Annotated in this window: 17 protein-coding genes, 2 pseudogenes and 1 other annotated feature; of the genes and pseudogenes, 8 read left to right on the top strand and 11 right to left on the bottom strand. The window is 68.2% G+C overall.

All coding sequences use genetic code 11. The features are described 5' to 3' along the window. The first annotated feature begins 262 nt into the window (after positions 1 to 262). Both J2853_RS13705 and J2853_RS13700 read left to right on the top strand, forming a co-directional pair. Positions 263 to 595 (top strand): PadR family transcriptional regulator, encoded by a 333-nt coding sequence (locus J2853_RS13705; protein WP_307557889.1) that lies wholly within the window; start codon positions 263 to 265, stop codon positions 593 to 595. Further along, on the top strand, positions 592 to 1,533 hold the full coding sequence (locus J2853_RS13700) for a hypothetical protein (RefSeq protein WP_307557887.1): 942 nt from the start codon (positions 592 to 594) through the stop codon (positions 1,531 to 1,533). Before J2853_RS13705 ends, J2853_RS13700 begins: the two co-directional genes overlap by 4 nt. A gap of 138 nt (positions 1,534 to 1,671) precedes the next feature. On the opposite strand, the pseudogene J2853_RS13695 reads toward J2853_RS13700, so the two are convergent. The 5 genes and pseudogenes from J2853_RS13695 to J2853_RS13675 form a co-directional block, all read right to left on the bottom strand. Beyond that, positions 1,672 to 1,791, bottom strand: a pseudogene (locus tag J2853_RS13695) (YnfA family protein); the annotation flags it as partial. 85 nt (positions 1,792 to 1,876) lie between these two features. After that, entirely contained in the window at positions 1,877 to 2,212 is a 336-nt protein-coding gene (gene merT / locus J2853_RS13690; protein WP_307557885.1) for a mercuric ion transporter MerT, read from the bottom strand. A 15-nt stretch (positions 2,213 to 2,227) separates the two neighbouring features. Then, positions 2,228 to 2,641 carry a MerR family transcriptional regulator gene (locus J2853_RS13685; protein ID WP_307557883.1) on the bottom strand — a complete coding sequence of 138 codons (414 nt, stop codon included), beginning with the start codon at positions 2,639 to 2,641 and terminating at the stop codon, positions 2,228 to 2,230. A gap of 82 nt (positions 2,642 to 2,723) precedes the next feature. Then, positions 2,724 to 3,946 (bottom strand): IS3 family transposase gene (locus tag J2853_RS13680; protein ID WP_307556111.1). Its coding sequence is split into 2 segments (ribosomal slippage): positions 2,724 to 3,664 and positions 3,664 to 3,946, totalling 1,224 coding nucleotides; the frame shifts between segments, so codons are not numbered across the junction. Next, positions 3,558 to 3,671, bottom strand: a sequence feature (AL1L pseudoknot). (Overlaps the previous gene by 114 nt.) 218 nt (positions 3,947 to 4,164) lie before the next feature. Then, entirely contained in the window at positions 4,165 to 4,392 is a 228-nt protein-coding gene (locus J2853_RS13675; protein ID WP_307557881.1) for a P-loop NTPase family protein, read from the bottom strand. A gap of 167 nt (positions 4,393 to 4,559) precedes the next feature. Here J2853_RS13675 and J2853_RS13670 point away from each other — a divergent pair, with 167 nt between their 5' ends. Beyond that, positions 4,560 to 4,709, top strand: coding sequence for a helix-turn-helix domain-containing protein (locus J2853_RS13670; protein WP_307557879.1), 150 nt, complete (start codon positions 4,560 to 4,562; stop codon positions 4,707 to 4,709). 38 nt (positions 4,710 to 4,747) lie between these two features. Here J2853_RS13670 and J2853_RS13665 read toward each other — a convergent pair whose 3' ends face one another. The 3 genes from J2853_RS13665 to J2853_RS13655 all read right to left on the bottom strand — a co-directional run bounded on the left by J2853_RS13665 (position 4,748) and on the right by J2853_RS13655 (position 8,288). Beyond that, entirely contained in the window at positions 4,748 to 5,839 is a 1,092-nt protein-coding gene (locus J2853_RS13665) for an SIS domain-containing protein (protein WP_307557878.1), read from the bottom strand. Between the two features lie 63 nt (positions 5,840 to 5,902). Continuing rightward, on the bottom strand, positions 5,903 to 6,727 hold the full coding sequence (locus J2853_RS13660; protein WP_307557876.1) for a BtpA/SgcQ family protein: 825 nt from the start codon (positions 6,725 to 6,727) through the stop codon (positions 5,903 to 5,905). Between the two features lie 703 nt (positions 6,728 to 7,430). After that, entirely contained in the window at positions 7,431 to 8,288 is an 858-nt protein-coding gene (locus tag J2853_RS13655) for a protein kinase family protein (RefSeq protein ID WP_307557874.1), read from the bottom strand. A gap of 120 nt (positions 8,289 to 8,408) precedes the next feature. On the opposite strand from J2853_RS13655, the gene J2853_RS13650 reads away from it, so the two are divergent. Further along, the gene (locus J2853_RS13650) at positions 8,409 to 8,648 is read left to right on the top strand and encodes a hypothetical protein (protein WP_307557872.1); all 240 of its coding nucleotides are present in this window, start codon (positions 8,409 to 8,411) and stop codon (positions 8,646 to 8,648) included. 1,166 nt (positions 8,649 to 9,814) lie between these two features. Continuing rightward, the gene (locus tag J2853_RS13645; protein ID WP_307557870.1) at positions 9,815 to 10,696 is read left to right on the top strand and encodes a recombinase family protein; all 882 of its coding nucleotides are present in this window, start codon (positions 9,815 to 9,817) and stop codon (positions 10,694 to 10,696) included. Between the two features lie 211 nt (positions 10,697 to 10,907). Here J2853_RS13645 and J2853_RS13640 read toward each other — a convergent pair. Further along, positions 10,908 to 12,010: pseudogene (locus tag J2853_RS13640) on the bottom strand (IS3 family transposase); the annotation flags it as partial. A gap of 32 nt (positions 12,011 to 12,042) precedes the next feature. Beyond that, a protein-coding gene (locus J2853_RS13635) for an IS3 family transposase (protein ID WP_307568558.1) occupies positions 12,043 to 13,253 on the bottom strand; the annotation gives its coding sequence in 2 pieces (ribosomal slippage) (positions 12,043 to 12,944 and positions 12,944 to 13,253; 1,212 coding nt in all). Between the two features lie 151 nt (positions 13,254 to 13,404). On the opposite strand from J2853_RS13635, the gene J2853_RS13630 reads away from it, so the two are divergent. Continuing rightward, positions 13,405 to 13,674 (top strand): hypothetical protein, encoded by a 270-nt coding sequence (locus tag J2853_RS13630; RefSeq protein ID WP_307557869.1) that lies wholly within the window; start codon positions 13,405 to 13,407, stop codon positions 13,672 to 13,674. After that, the gene (locus J2853_RS13625; protein ID WP_370879251.1) at positions 13,671 to 14,738 is read left to right on the top strand and encodes an IS3 family transposase; all 1,068 of its coding nucleotides are present in this window, start codon (positions 13,671 to 13,673) and stop codon (positions 14,736 to 14,738) included. The genes J2853_RS13630 and J2853_RS13625 overlap by 4 nt, the downstream gene beginning before the upstream one ends. Before the next feature lie 6 nt (positions 14,739 to 14,744). On the opposite strand, the gene J2853_RS47880 is transcribed toward J2853_RS13625, so the two are convergent. Then, positions 14,745 to 15,203, bottom strand: coding sequence for an IS3 family transposase (locus J2853_RS47880; protein WP_370879250.1), 459 nt, complete (start codon positions 15,201 to 15,203; stop codon positions 14,745 to 14,747). An 82-nt stretch (positions 15,204 to 15,285) separates the two neighbouring features. On the opposite strand from J2853_RS47880, the gene J2853_RS48195 reads away from it, so the two are divergent. Then, on the top strand, positions 15,286 to 15,432 hold the full coding sequence (locus J2853_RS48195) for a hypothetical protein (protein ID WP_503167740.1): 147 nt from the start codon (positions 15,286 to 15,288) through the stop codon (positions 15,430 to 15,432). Position 15,433: the final 1 nt, after the last annotated feature.

Here is a 15,433-nt window from a genome sequence, read left to right as displayed (position 1 = left end):
CGGTCACCGGCCCCAGACATCGGACTTACTCGTCTAGGGGTCGTCGCAACACAGTGATCAACTACTGGCGGTAAGAAAGCATAGCGAGACGAGCGGGTGCGGCGGCGCGCCGCCGCACCCGCTCACCGCCACCGCCACCGCCAGCGCGAGTACGGGCAGCAGTCCATGCCCCTCAGAGGCGTCGTCATGCGATCCAACTTGACGCCTCAACGGTTGTGACTGCCGCGCGCCCATAAGTAGGTGATCGGTATATATTGATCACATGAGACAGATGCAGGAGCCGACTTTCCTGATCCTGACCGCGCTAGCTGCCGGTCCGCAACACGGATACGGCGTCATCACCGACGTGGAGCGCATCTCGGACGGCCAGGTTCGCCTGCGCGCCGGCACCTTGTACGCCGCTTTCGACCGACTCCAGGAAGAGGGCCTGATCACCGAGGACCGAGAGGAGATCGTCGACGGCCGGGTGCGCCGCTACTACCGGCTGACCGGCGACGGTGCGGCGAGACTGGCGGCGGAGGCCGAGCGGATGCGCAGGCACGCCAAGGCGGCCACCGCACGCCTGCGCGCGATCGGCTTGGGAGGAACGGCATGAGCCCGCTCGAAGCCCGCTACCGGCGGCTGCTGGCCTGCTATCCCCGCGACCACCGGGCGCGGCACGAAGCGGAGATGATGGGAGTGCTGCAGGCGGGGGCACGGCCCGGACAGACCCGCCCGGACCTGGCTGACGTGGCCGACCTGCTGCGGGGTGCGGCACGGGTGCACGCCCGGCGGGCCTTCGGCGCGGTCTCGGCGGGCGCCTGGCGCGACGGGTTGGCCGTCGCCGTGGCGCTGTGGCCGTTCCTGGTGCTGGTCGCCGAGGTGGCGACCGTGTCGCTGCGGTTCGCCGAATCCCTGCGTTACGGTGCGGCCTTCCTGGAGCAACCGAGCTCGATCCGTTTCCTGACCGAGCCGGCCCTGGTCGCAGCCCTGCCCGCGCTGGCCGTGCTGCTCGGCCGACGATGGATCGCCGTACTGGGCATGGTCGCGTACGTGCTGTACCAGGCCAACCACCCCTACCTCCTGGATCTGGACACGCTGTTGTTAGCCAACTACGGTCCGGTCCTGCTGGCCCAACTCGCGGCCGTCGCCATCGCCTTCGCGCCCGCGGCGTATCGCGCTATAACGGTCATTCCCCGGCGGGCTTTCCTGCTGTGGGGGCCGCTCGCCCTGGTGGGGCTCACCGCCAGCAAGGCCATCATGCAAGCGCGATGGGTGGAGGCGATCGCCGACCACGTCAGCACGGGCTGGAAGCCGATGCCGTGGCTGATCGTGGTCGCGCTGGCGGCCGGGTGCGCGTGCCGCTCCGCCGTGGGCCGGCGGGCGGCGCTGCTGTTGTTCCTGCCCGCGGCGGCCCTGGGCGACCTCGGGGACCTGCCGTCGATGCCCACCTCCACCGCCCTCGCCCAGTGCGGATGCGCGGCCCTGGCCTTCACCGCCGCGGCTGCCTTGACCCGGCGGCGGAGCGGCCTGAGACGAGCCCCGGCTTCCTGAGAAAGAACGCTCAGCGGATCAACAACCAGGCAGCCTCGTGCCGGCCGCGAAGGTGTGTCGCACGGCCGTGCCGTCCCGGACCGTCCAGCCCGCGATGGAGATCGCGGTGCTACCGATGTTCACGATCTCGACGGCCTCGCCGGCACCGACCCAGGCCAGACTGCGCTGCTCGCGGATGCCTTGCCAGATCAGCCAGGCTCCGCCGATCTCGGCGAGTGCGGCCAGGGCGAACAACACCAGGGAACGGACGATCGTCATGGCAGGTAATACAGCGCATCCCGGCAGCCGGCCCTTCGCCGGGCCACCTGGGTCGCTGCCGGGGCTGGTGCAGCGTGGCGGGTGTTCAGCATCCGCAGCTTCCGGCCGCGCGCGAGGCGCGGCGGCGGTGCAGCCACCACATGCCCGCCGCGGCGGCGACCAGTAGTCTGGAGGCGGCCAGCAGCGTCTGTTCGGCCAGCGCGGCGCCGGCACCGGCGAGCAGCCCGACGCCGATCAGCACCGGCAGCGCGCAGCATGCGGCGCACGCCAGTACGGCCAGGGCGGCGGTGACCTTGCTGCGCAGCGGTGGCCCGCCGCCGTTGGCGTCCGGGTCGCCCGCCGCTCCAGGCTGTCGGCCGACAGTAGGCAGGGTCACCGGGACGGGCCCGGCGGGGGCGCGATGGTCATGGTGGACGCTCACTGCGGTCAGTTCTCCTCAGGGGTACGGCTCGTGGCCAGGTCGGCAAACGGCAGAGGACAGTCGGGGCAGGTGCAGTGGGTCAGGCTGTCGCAACCGGCGCTGACCACCGCGTTGAGCGCGCCGGATGGTGGTCAAATCAGCGATCCGCGCGTCCACCTCGGCGATCTTTTCCTGAGCGCGTTCGCGCAGGTCGGGAGTGGGGTGACCGCGCCGGCCGGTGTCGAGAAACTCGGCCACCTCCTCCAAGGTAAAGCCGAGCCGCTGCGCGGCCTTGATCACGGTCAGCAGGGTGACGGTCTCGGGCGGGTAGGTGCGGTGCCCGCCTGGGCTGCGCGCCGGTTCGGCGATCAGTCCGCGGCGCTCGTAGTAACGCAGCGTCTGCAGGTTGACGCCGGCGCGTTCGGCCACCTGTCCGCTGCACAGCCGCATCCTGGCACCCCTCACCGGACGCGCTCTCGCCGGGCGGCCTATTCTTGGTCTTCTTCTTGGGCCGCCCCGGTGAAGTTGGAGGCTAGATCGCTTGGTTCTCGATCGCCAGGCCGCCGTCGGCGGTTGATCGGTGGAACGTCTCCTCGTACTCGGCCGGAGGAACGTTCCCGCAGTAAGAATGTAGCCTTTCAGAATTATACCAGGCAACCCATTCCATGGTGGAAATCGTCACATCCATGACGCCTTTCCAGCCGCCATGGAACTCGATTAGCTCCTTCTTGTAGAGACTGTTGAGCGACTCCGCAGCGGCATTGTCATACGAATCGCCTTTGCTGCCCACAGAACGAGCCGCACCGACCTGGTCGAGCCGTTCGGCGTAGCGGATAGAAGTATATTGAACGCCTCTATCGGAATGGTGAACAAGGTCATCGATGACGCCTCCACGCGCCCAGATCGCCATTTCCAGGGCGTCGAGTGCCAGATCGGTGCCCAGGTGGTCGGCGACCTGCCAGCCGACGATCCGACGGGAGTACAGGTCCTGGACGAACGCGGTGTACACCCAGCCGGAGGCGGTGGCGACATAGGTGATGTCCGCGACCCATCGCAGGTCCGGCCGGCCCGCGGTGAAGTTGCGTTCCAGCAGGTCACCGGGTCGATCGGCGCCGGGGACGGTGGTCCGGGGCCGTTTGCGCGACCAGGTCGCCCCGCACAGGCCCAGCTCGCGCATCAGCCGCTCGACCGTGCACCGGGCGACCGTGACGCCCTGGCGGTTGAGCTGGCCCCACACCTTCCGCGCCCCATATAGGCCACGTCCCGGGCCGTTCCACACTTTCAGGATCTCCTTTTTCACCTCTTCGTCCCGGACCGCACGAGCCGACGGATTCGACTCCCGTTTCTTCGCCGCCCAGTACGTGGACGGCGCGAACTCCAGCACGGCACAGATCGGCTCCACACCGAACCGTTCGCGATGGGTATCGATGAACTCGACTAGCGCGGCAGTCTGGGATCGAGTTCCCGGGCGAAATACGCCGAGGCGGCCTTCAGGATCTCGTTCGCCCGCCGCAACTCGCGATTCTCACGCTCGAGTTCGGTGATCCGCTGGGCGTCAGAAGTCGATGTCCCCGGGCGCTTCCCGCCATCGACCTCGGCCTGGCGCACCCAGGTCCGTAGCGCCTCGCGGTGCACCCCGAGCTGGTCTGCGACCCGGGCCAGCACGCCCGCCCCCTCACCGGCCGCACGCAGCTCGAAAACCATACGGACAGCGCGTTCCCGCAGCTCAGGGGCATACTTCCTCGGTGGTGCCATAACTCCTCACCCTTCCAGGTATCGGAGCCTCCAACTAACTCGGGGTGGCCCAAAGTGTCCGCTCCTGAATATCCCCGCCCCAGGACCCACCAGATGCAGGGGGCGGCCGTGCGCCCATCCCCTTCGGCGGCAACCAGGCTTATGCGCCGGCCCGCAGGGCCTCCTGCGAGTGCTCCGGATGGATGATCGCCATTCGTCTAAGCAGGTCTGAGCGGGTTTCAGTCTGAGGGGGTTGGCTCTATGTCGGTGGTGAAGGACGGAACGATGTTTCCGTGCGGGTCGACGTCGATGATGGCCATGTCGTAGGAGTGCTTCAGGGGCGCGGCGACCTGACCTTGCGGATCGGTGTCGATCACGAGCACGCGGTTCCTCGGCAACGCATCCACGACGGGAAGCTCGGCGCGCGTCTTGGTCTTGAACTCGCCGCCTTGGCGGATCTCATCCATAGGGTTCACGGACACCGCCCTTTCTGGCTGATGGAGTTCCGCGTACGTCTGCTGAGTCCTTCGGTGGGGCAGATTGCCCGGTGCGTGCCGGGTCGGCATACATCTGGCCCCTGCGCCTGGCGGATTCGAGGCGCTTGCGCCGCTGCTGGGCGCCGTGGCCGCGGGCGGTGACCACGTGGACGGAGGCGCGGACGGTGGCGGTGATCTCTCCCGATGCGATCCGCTTCTCCACGCTGATCCGGCTGTGCGACGTGCGCGTCTGCCAGCCAGGCGACCTCTTCAGCTACGACCCACCCGAGCACAGCCCTACTACGTAAGCCAGAGGGCGAGAACGGAACAGCTTAGGCCCTCGCCGTCAGGGCCGGTTGGTGGAGAACGGCACCCGCCCCAGCCGGCTGGCGATCTCACCGGCTAGGTAGCCGGCCGCCACTTGCGCCAGCAGCGGTGAGAACTCCTCACGCACTCCGCCGCCCACCGGCAGCAGGGTCCTGGCGGCCGCCGCGAGCTCGCTGTCACCGTCCTCGCCGACGGCGATCACGGTGCGGCCGAGGGTGCGGGCCTGCCGTGCCACGGCCAGCGCCCGCTGCCTGGTACGGCCCGGCGGAGCGAACACCACGGTAGGCATGTCTCGCGGGCGGGCCAGCACTTCCACGTGCTCCCACTCCTCGAGGTCCTGGGCGGCGGCGAACACTCCGGCCGCCTCGACGAGTTTGGCGGCGGTGAACTGGGCGCTGCCGTACCCGGGGCCGCTGCCCAGCATCAGCATCATCGGGGAGCCGGCCACCTGCTCGGCGACCTGGGCGCAGCTGTGCCGTACGAGGTCGACGGTCGCCGCCACGGCGTCGGCCACCGCGGCGAGCTCGGCTCCGGCGTCGTCGGCTTCGCGGTCCCCGAGGTGGCCGCGGGCCCGGCCGATCTCGATCGCGACCATGTACAGCGTCAGGAGGCTGGCCTGGAAGGTGCGGATCCCCGGGCATGGCAGTAATCCGGTCAAGGGCAGCACCAGCGCGTGCTCGGCGGCCCGCGCCACGGCGCTGTCCGCGGTCGAGGTGACGGCCAGCGTCCAGGCGCCCTGCGTGGCGGCGCGTGCGAGCGTGTCGACGACCCGGGCGTTGCCGCCCGAGGCGGAGACGCCTACCACGAGCGTGTGCACTCCCGTTCGGCGCTCCCACGGGGTGCCGTACTCCAGCAGGCGCAGCGTGCTCACCGGCTCGCACGCCACCCCACCGAAGGTGTGGAAGGCCATCTCGGTGGCCAGCGCCGCGTGCAGCGAGTCGCCGTTCCCGGTCACAACCACCCGCAAGAGGCCATCCCACCCCTGTTTGCTCGCCCGTCGCCGTACGGCGTCGGCGACCACGGGGTAGCACGCGCGCAGGTCCGCGCTCAGCGCCGCGACTTGGCGGGGGATCTCCGCCAGCGTGTAGGGAGAGGGAGAGGTCATCGTCATGCTCGCCTTCCTCTGCTGCCGACCGTCACCGCGCCCGGCGTCGTTCAGTCTTGGGTGTCTCGGTTACCGCTGTGCGGAGCGCACGATGTCCACGTACGCCGCCACCTTGTCCTTGTCGATCACGCCGCCCCAGCCTCCGCTCTCCAGGCAGGTGCCGACGAACGCCCCGTCCGCACCCTCGGCTGATCCCAGCATGCGGGCGGCGTTGCCGTGATGGGTGTGCCCGGCCAGGATGACCGGCAGCCCGGGGCAGGCCGCCCGTACGGCGGCGATCATGCCGAGGGTGATGTCGTCGTCGCGGTGGCACAGGGAGACCGCGTCCGCGCCGGCCTGCCAGGCGGTCGCGGCGACCTCGGCGACCGTCCTGCCGCCGCCGAACCAGGAGAAGTGCATCGACTCGATCTCGGCGATCAGGGCGATGCCGTGTGCGCCGATCTTGTTCCGGTACTCCGCCACCGCGAGCGGGTCGCCCTGCATCAGCCCGCCCGCGGTCATCGTCGCGCCGACCAGCGCGCCGACCCGGGTGAAGTGGCCGCCGGCGACCTGCGTCACCGCCAGCGATGCCTGCACGGCGTTGCGCATCAGTTGCGCCCCGATCCGAAACTCGGGCCCGGCCGTCTCCACGACGGCGCGGGTGATGAGGGCCATGGCCGCGATCCGCGCCGGATCAGAGTCCGTTCCGGCGGCGTACACCCGGTCCACGGTCTGGATCAGGCACCCGTCCGCGCCGCCGTCCACGAGCGCCCGCGCGCAGGCGACGGCGCGCTCCACGATCGGCTCGACGCCGCCCCCATCGTGATACGGGGTGCCGGGCAGCGGCGGCAGATGGATCATGCCCAGTACCAGCTTGCCGCGCCCCAGCCACGACGCTCCGCTCGAATCCGGCATGGCCACCGCTTCCGCCTCGGGACCGCCCGCGAAGGACGGTCGGCTCCAAGATCTCCGGCCCTTCCCACCATGACACCGTTCCAGCCGCTCGCCCACCCTCCGATCGCGACGAAGTCCCGCGCATCGCGGGCCGCCTACCACCGCCGCCCGGGCGCACCCATGCAGATCGGGGGGTTCACCGGCCGCCCGGAACGAGGCCGGGGGTTCGTGAACGCGGGGGACAGCGGAAAGGGGGTTCGCAGGTCACGGGCCGCAGCGCCCGCCTGCTACTCGACGTCTTAGGTTCGAATTCCTCGACGCGCCAGCACGATTGGCGGATGCGCCGTCTTGGTGTCATCGGGGGTGGGCGTTCGTGATTGCCCACGTTCCATGATCCGAATCTCGGCCGTTCCAGACCATGGTTGTCAACCTGCGAACGGGTGGTGTTATCAGGTCCCGGGTCGTATCGGGTGCGGTGGGACACGTGCAGATGACGACGAGGTCCGGGACGGTGTCGTCCAGGGTGGTGACGACACTTGGAAAGGCGTCCCATATCAGGAACGGCCCCTTCACCGGGGGCGACGACACTCGCACGCGTACGGCCGTGCGACTTTGACGGTGCCATGTCGCCGTCAGGCAGCGGGTGGTGGTCCGCTGGGATCGGTGCCTTCCTCTCGCCGTAGAACCGGGGTACGCGTGGTTGGTCTGGTCGCCGCGAGGGACACTATGGCGCGGTCAACGCGGTTGCGATCGTCGTGCCGTGGCGCTCCAGCCACGCCTCCTGGCGTTTGAGCTCATCCCCGGCGCCTTCCTGCCACATTCGAGCCCAGCCTCCGCCTTGCGCCTCGGCGATCTGCTTCATCGAGTACCAGGCCCGTCTCGACCGCAGCACGGCCACCTCGACGAGCCGAGCCCGATCCGTGTCCGACATGCCGTACGCATCGGCGAGGATCCGGCAGCGGCGTGGCACGTCCACGTCCCGTAGGGGCGGATCGGCGTCGGCGGGATCGCCCAGCGGGGCCCAGGAGAACATCATGTTGCACACCTCGTCGACCCTGGAGACGGGCTTGGCCATGTCGAAGTCGATGAGGGCGACGGCCTGGCCGTCTCGGAACACGACGTTGTCGGGAGTGAGGTCCATGTGCCCGACCAGTTCGACCGGATAGGGCGGCGCGGGCGGCATGCCCGGCGGCTCGGTGAGTTCGCCGAGCCCTGCGAAAGGCCTGACCCCTTCGGGGAGGACGAAGCCGGCGACCGCGTCGTCGTAGGCCCGGACAAGGCGGCCGACCGAGGCCATCCGCTCCTCGTCGGCGATCCAGGCGGGCCGTGGCCGTCCTGCGACTTCGCCGGGGATGAACGTCAGAACCTCGCGCCCGGCCGCGTCGATGCCGAGAAACCTCGGAGCGCCCGCGAACCCGGCCGCCTCCAGGCGATCGAGCAGGGCATGAACGAGCGGGGCGTTGAAGCCGGCCGGACGCCGTACCGTATCACCGACGCGCACGACGCCCTCGGTGACCTCCCCGCCGATCAGCGCGAACTCGGGTTCGGAATCGAAGGGTTCGGCGTACGTGGCGGAGCTCATAGCGGTTCCCCTCTTCGATTCGGCCAAGTGTTAGACCGTACGGCACACGGGCTTGATCGAGTACCGCAACACCTCGCCGAGGAGGGAATGGCGTCCATACAATCCGGGCGGGACCATCCAGTGGATGAAGCCGAGGCGGTGGTGCGTCCCGCGCCGTTCACCGGCCGCGGTCCGGTCCGTGTCGCCGAGCGGAAGAACCGCTCCGGGTGGCCTGCGACGGAGCAGGGCAGTCAAGCGGCCATCACGACCGCGCTCCTGGGCGCGGTCGAACCCGCCGCCGCCACGACCACGGCTTTCGCCAGCCTGGTCCTGAACAAATGGTGGCGTCAGTTTGGGGGCTGCAGGAACAGGGGCACCTGAGCCGAGTCGGCCTCAACCGGGTCGCTGCCGGGCTGCCGGGCGCGCGGAAGCACTGGGAAAGGCGAGGGGGCGCAGCAGTCGCGCGAGGCTACGCAACGAGAACGGCGCCTCAAAATGCTCTCTCGCAAGCCCAGTTCATCGTGCCGAACATGACCTTCAGCCAGCTCCCGAGCCTCGTCTCCATCGAACTGGACCTGGGCACCGGGGGTCGGAGTGCAGCGGAACGAAAACGTACGCTAAGCCTGTTCCCACAGGTCGCTCGGCATCGTTCTCAGAAACGGTCCATTCCCGGAGCAAGATCAAGAGGGCGTCCAGGACGCGTTCCGGATGCCCAATCCACTCTCACAACTCGTTCTCACGCAAAAACGGGGAACCGCTCCCTCTGAGAAATGTTTGTGAGAGCATCCGGAGGCATGACCGCCCCTGCCGAGTCCGCCCCGAGCGACGCCGATGCCGTCGAACGCCACCGCTGCCCCCGCTGCAGCGTCGAGTGGTTATGACGGCTTGGAACGGCCCCACCCGGACGGCTTGACCTGGACCCATGCGGCCTCGCTGGTGATCTTGAAAATTCGATGTCGGCCTGAAGCGGCCCCACCCCGGATGTGGCATCCGAGGGGATGTGACGACCCCGCCCGGGATCCGGAGCGAGGGCGTCAGCCGCACCGCACACCCCAGCCCTCACACCCGCTGAGCGGGCGATGCACTCGCCTGGCAGGGGTCCGGGGGCGGCAGCCTCTGAGTAGGCCCAGGACTCCCAAAGCTCCGGCGAGGAGCACGGTGAGGGATTGTTGAGATCACCCGGTAGGCAATTCGGTGCGGGGAGACAGGGCCCTTGGCCGCCGGGTTCGAGTTGTGGGAGGCGGTCGGCTGTTGGGAACTTCCGGCGGTTGCACGCGGGCCCGAGGTGCGGCAAGGCAATCACCACAACCCTTGCCGCACAGGTCCACCTACCTTGCCCCTCGCCGGAGCTTTGAAAGTTCTGGGCCGAGTCCAGAGACCGGCCCATTGTCGTCGGCTCCGCTTGGCCCAAGGTGGGGCCGAATCAAGCCGTCACGCCAGTCCATGAAGATCGTTAAGTGGGTCCAGTTCAGGCCGCCGAATGGGGCCAACTGGAACCGTCATAGCCAGTCGAGCCCGGCTCGCCCTGCCGCTCCCGCGGCGGCGCGGTGGCCGGCACCTACCACACCGGCCGCTTCACCCAGGTGCCCCGGCTCGCCAAGCTCCTGCGTGTGCCGACTCCGGCCGACCGCGGACCGGGACAGCCCTGGCGGCCCGGCACGCCCGCCCCACTCGCTGTCGCACCCGACACCCCGACCGCGGACATCCGCATCGGCTACGCCCGCTGCTTCACGCTCACCCAGGAATTGCAGTCACAGCTGGACGCCCTGGCCGCGCACGGCATCGGCCGCGACAAGATCTTCTCCGAGAAGATCAGCACCCGGGTGCGGGTGCGCCCGCAGTTCGAGGCGGCGTTCGCCCTGGCCCGCCAGATCAAAGGCCACGCCCCGCACTGCCGGGTGATCTTCACGGTGTACGAGATGAAACGCCTGGGCCGCGACGCCGCCGAACTCACCGCGCTCGCCGATCACCTCACCGCCCACGGCCTGGTCCTGGAGATGCTCGCCGGACCTCTTCCCGGCACCTACGACCCCACCGGGCCCGGCCGCATCTTGTTCGGATTCTTCGCCGCCATGGCCGAGACCGAACGCGAGAACATCCGCGAAGCCACCCTCGAAGGGCTCGACGCGGCCGCCCGCAAGGGCAAGCACGGTGGTCGTCCGCCCCTCATCACCGACGACATGCTCCATACCGTGCTCCGACGCAAGGCCGCAGGCGAGTCCGTCGAGTCCATCGGACCCGACCTGATCATCGGAACCGGCAAACGCAAAGGCCGAAGCCCGAGCCTGGCCAGCATCTACCGCGCCCTCGCCGAACACGACAAGGCCCAGACCTACCCCGACGCCATCGCCATCGCCCACGCCGATTTCATCACCTTGCGGCCCACCGGCGTCTCCACCCTTCATGCGACTACCTCAACCGTGATTTAGCCTTCGCAGGTCGAGCGGCATCTCGGTGGTAACGGTGGCCCTCCCTGCCAAAATGGACAGAGGTAGCAAGTAGTCATAAAACTCTGTATCGAGGGCGGGGAAGGAGACATCCCTTCGTGGAAGCAAGCAAGCTGGATCCGCAAATCCCTGACCCGCAGGTGCGTGAGCGGGCTGCGGTCGGGCCTTGGCCCCAAAATGTGGACACCAGCTGTCATGCGGCGAGCAGGACCCTATCGGACCGCTGCTCGTAGGTGATCGGGCTGAGGTAGTTCAGGCTGGAGTGCCTCCTTCGGGTGTTGTAGCGAGTGATCCACTTGAAGACCTCCAGGCGAGCCTGGCGGGCCGAGGACCAGCGTTTGGCGCCCTGCAGCGTCTCGCGTTTGAGAGTGGCGTTGAACGCCTCGGCGGCAGCGTTGTCCGCGCTTGTCCCGACGGCGCCCATCGACTGGCGAACACCGAACTCCTTGCACACGGCGGCGAAGTCGGCGGAGGTGTATTGCGCCCCGTGATCGGAGTGAAAGACCGCCCCGGCCAGGTCACCACCCCGCGTGGCGGCGGCTGCCCGCAGCGCGTCGGTCACCAGCTCGGTGCGCATGTGATCGGCGATCGACCAACCAGCCAGGCGACGTGAATGCAGGTCCAGCACCGTCGCGAGATACAAGAACTGTCCCTCACCGACGGGCAGATAGGTGATGTCGCCCACGTACCGCTGGTTCGGCGCGGCCGCGGTGAAGTCCCGCTTGATCAGGTCGGGCATCTTCTGATGGGAGGGCTCGGGCACCGTGGTGCGGACCCTCTTACGCAGATGCAGCCCGACGATGCCGAAGACCCGCATGATCCGCGCCACCCGCTTGTGATTGACCCGCCGGCCCGCATCGCGCAGCTCGGCAGTCACCCGCGGGCTGCCGTAGGTGCCATCGAAGTCGGCGTGGATCTGCCTGATCTCCGCCGCGAGCGCAGCGTCGGCCGCCGTCCGCACCGCCCTCGCCGGTGTGGCGGCCACCCACCGATAGAACCCCGACCGGGAGACCTCCAGCACTCGGCACAGTCGCTTCACCCCGAAGGCGTCACGGTGATCGGCAACGAACTGGAAGCGACTCACCAGTTCGTCTCCCCGGCGAAATACTTGGCCGCCCGCCGCAAAATCTCGCGCTCCAGCTCCAGTTCCCGGATCCGGGCCCGCAACTGCTTGTTCTCCTCTTCCAGCACGTTGCCGGAGGTTACCAATCCCGTCGGCGGCCTCTTCACCGAGCCCGTCTTCGGAGCAGTGCCGGCAGACCGCGCCTGGTGCACCCACAGGCGCAACGTCTCACGGGGCCTTGGCCCCAAAATGTGGACACCAGCTGTCATGCGGCGAGCAGGACCCTATCGGACCGCTGCTCGTAGGTGATCGGGCTGAGGTAGTTCAGGCTGGAGTGCCTCCTTCGGGTGTTGTAGCGAGTGATCCACTTGAAGACCTCCAGGCGAGCCTGGCGGGCCGAGGACCAGCGTTTGGCGCCCTGCAGCGTCTCGCGTTTGAGAGTGGCGTTGAACGCCTCGGCGGCAGCGTTGTCCGCGCTTGTCCCGACGGCGCCCATCGACTGGCGAACACCGAACTCCTTGCACACGGCGGCGAAGTCGGCGGAGGTGTATTGCGCCCCGTGATCGGAGTGAAAGACCGCCCCGGCCAGGTCACCACCCCGCGTGGCGGCGGCTGCCCGCAGCGCGTCGGTCACCAGCTCGGTGCGCATGTGATCGGCGATCGACCAACCAGCCAGGCGACGTGAATGCAGGTCCAGCACCGTCGCGAGATACAAGAACTGTCCCTCACCGACGGGCAGATAGGTGATGTCGCCCACGTACCGCTGGTTCGGCGCGGCCGCGGTGAAGTCCCGCTTGATCAGGTCGGGCATCTTCTGATGGGAGGGCTCGGGCACCGTGGTGCGGACCCTCTTACGCAGATGCAGCCCGACGATGCCGAAGACCCGCATGATCCGCGCCACCCGCTTGTGATTGACCCGCCGGCCCGCATCGCGCAGCTCGGCAGTCACCCGCGGGCTGCCGTAGGTGCCATCGAAGTCGGCGTGGATCTGCCTGATCTCCGCCGCGAGCGCAGCGTCGGCCGCCGTCCGCACCGCCCTCGCCGGTGTGGCGGCCACCCACCGATAGAACCCCGACCGGGAGACCTCCAGCACTCGGCACAGTCGCTTCACCCCGAAGGCGTCACGGTGATCGGCAACGAACTGGAAGCGACTCACCAGTTCGTCTCCCCGGCGAAATACTTGGCCGCCCGCCGCAAAATCTCGCGCTCCAGCTCCAGTTCCCGGATCCGGGCCCGCAACTGCTTGTTCTCCTCTTCCAGCACGTTGCCGGAGGTTACCAATCCCGTCGGCGGCCTCTTCACCGAGCCCGTCTTCGGAGCAGTGCCGGCAGACCGCGCCTGGTGCACCCACAGGCGCAACGTCTCACGGTTGACGCCCAGGTCCTTGGCCACCGACGCGTACGTCCGCGACGGGTCCGACAGATACAACGCGACGGCGTCTGTCTTGAACTCAACTGAGTAGGCCTTCATGGCCACGAGGAACTCCTTGGTCTCCAGATCTCTATGATCTGGCACTCAAGATGTCCACACCTCGGGGTGAAGGCCCGTCCGCCGATACACCGCGGCCTACAAGGCCCGGATCCTGGCGGAGTACGACCAGCTCGACAAGGCCGGCAAGGGCGCGCTGATGCGCCGGGAAGGCCTGTACTCGTCGTTGATCTCCAGTTGGAAGACAGCCCGAGACCATGGCGCGAGCGAGGCTCTGGCCCGGCCGGTCGGCCGCCCCAAGGCCGATCCACGCGATAAGAAGATCGACACGCTGGAGGGCGAGGTTGAGCGGCTGCGCGCCGAACTCGACAAGACCCGCCAAGTGATCGAGGTGCAGGGAAAGCTCTTCGCGCTGCTGGATCAGTTCGCCACCGGCAGCGAGGCACCGACGGGCCGGGGCGAGCAGTGACCGAGATCATCGAAACCGCCCAAGCCGAGGCGATTGAGGAACTGACTCCGTTGCTTGGGCGGCGCAACGCGTGCGCGGCGGCCGGAGTGCCACAGGCCAACTGGTATCGCAAGAACCGCACCAGCCCCGCCCCGGACCGGCCGAGCATCCCGCGCACGCCGCACCCGGCCGCGCTCTCGCACGGTGAGCGCGAGCGCATCCGCACCGTGCTGAATGAGCGGTTCGCTGACGCGGCCCCGGCCACGGCGTACTTCACGCTGCTGGACGAGGGCACCTACCTGGCATCCGAATCCACCATGTACCGGATCCTGCGCGAACACGGCGAGGTCGGCCGCGATCGGCGCCGTCAGGCCACCCACCCGGCCAAGACCATCCCCGAGCTATTCGCCGACGCCCCGAACCGGGTGTGGGCCTGGGATATCACCAAGCTACGCGGCCCGCACAAGGGCATCTGGTACCACTTGTACACGATCATCGACATCTACAGCCGTTGCGTGGTCGGCTGGATGGTCGCCTCCCGCGAGTCGGCCGCGCTGGCCAAGCGGCTGATCGCTCAGACCATCATCAAGCAGAAGGTCAACCGTGACGCCCTGACCCTGCATGCCGACCGCGGCAGCTCGATGAAGTCCAAGACCGTCGCCGAGTTGCTCATCGACCTGGGCGTGGCCAAGTCGCATAGTCGCCCCAAGACATCCAACGACAACCCGCATATCGAGGCGAGCTTCAAAACGCTCAAGTACTGTCCGGCCTTCCCAGGCCGGTTCGGCTCGATCGAGGACGCCCGCGCCTTCTGCCAGGACTTTTACACCTGGTACAACCAGGAGCATTACCACTCCGGGATCGGCTACCACCACCCGGCTGACGCGCATTACGGTCGCGCTGCCGCCGTCCGAGACCGCCGCGCCCACGTCCTGGCCACCGCCCAAGCCGCCCACCCCGAACGCTTCGCCAGCGGCGGCGCCCCCACCCCTCCCAACCTGCCCGGCCCGACGTGGATCAACAAACCCAAACAGGACCAGACGGACGAGCAGAAGGACACACCAGAGAAGCCGACACAGAATTAGCCCAGCTCAACTGCCTTGATCAAATTGACAGGTTCCGGTCGGGATGTAGGTGATGTCCCCGCACCAGCGCGTGTCGACCGCGGCCGCATCCGGCTGGAACGCACGGCCAATGAGGTCGGGCCTAACGGCCGCGGACGGATCGGCGATCGTGGTCACCTGCCGACGGCGCCGGTGACGGCCCTGCAACCCGGCCGCTCTCATCAGCCGCGCCACTCGGCGCCGGCCACAGCCAGTTCCTTCCCGCTGCAAGACGGCGTGGATCCGTGGAGCGCCGTAGGTGCCGCGCGAGTGTCGATGGATCTCGGTGATGCGCTCAGCCAGGTGCCCATCACGCACCGCACGAGGACCGGTGGTGCCCTGGCAACGGGCATAGAAGGCGGCTCGGGAGACTCCTCGCAGCTCACACGCCCGTTTGACGTTGTGCCCGCTCTGCTTTTCCGCCTCAATGAAGGGATGCACCCTCACCGGGTCTCCTTCGCGAAGAAAGCTGTCTTAGATTCAGACGATCAACGCAACGCTGCTAGTGGATGGGTGGATCGTGGCTCGGATGGGTCGGCCGGGAATGTCGGACGCGATGAAAGAAGACTTATGGCGGCGGTGGCGCACCGGTGACTCCATCAGCGTGATCTCCCGGGCACTGGGCAAGCCCCCAGGGTCGGTTTTCACGGTGCTGAAACGGAACCTGTCAATTTGAT

Source organism: Streptosporangium lutulentum, assembly GCF_030811455.1.
GTDB classification, from domain to species: Bacteria; Actinomycetota; Actinomycetes; order Streptosporangiales; family Streptosporangiaceae; genus Streptosporangium; species Streptosporangium lutulentum.
The sequence above is the reverse complement of the archived record's forward strand: the minus strand, read 5'-3'. Positions and strand labels throughout refer to the sequence as shown.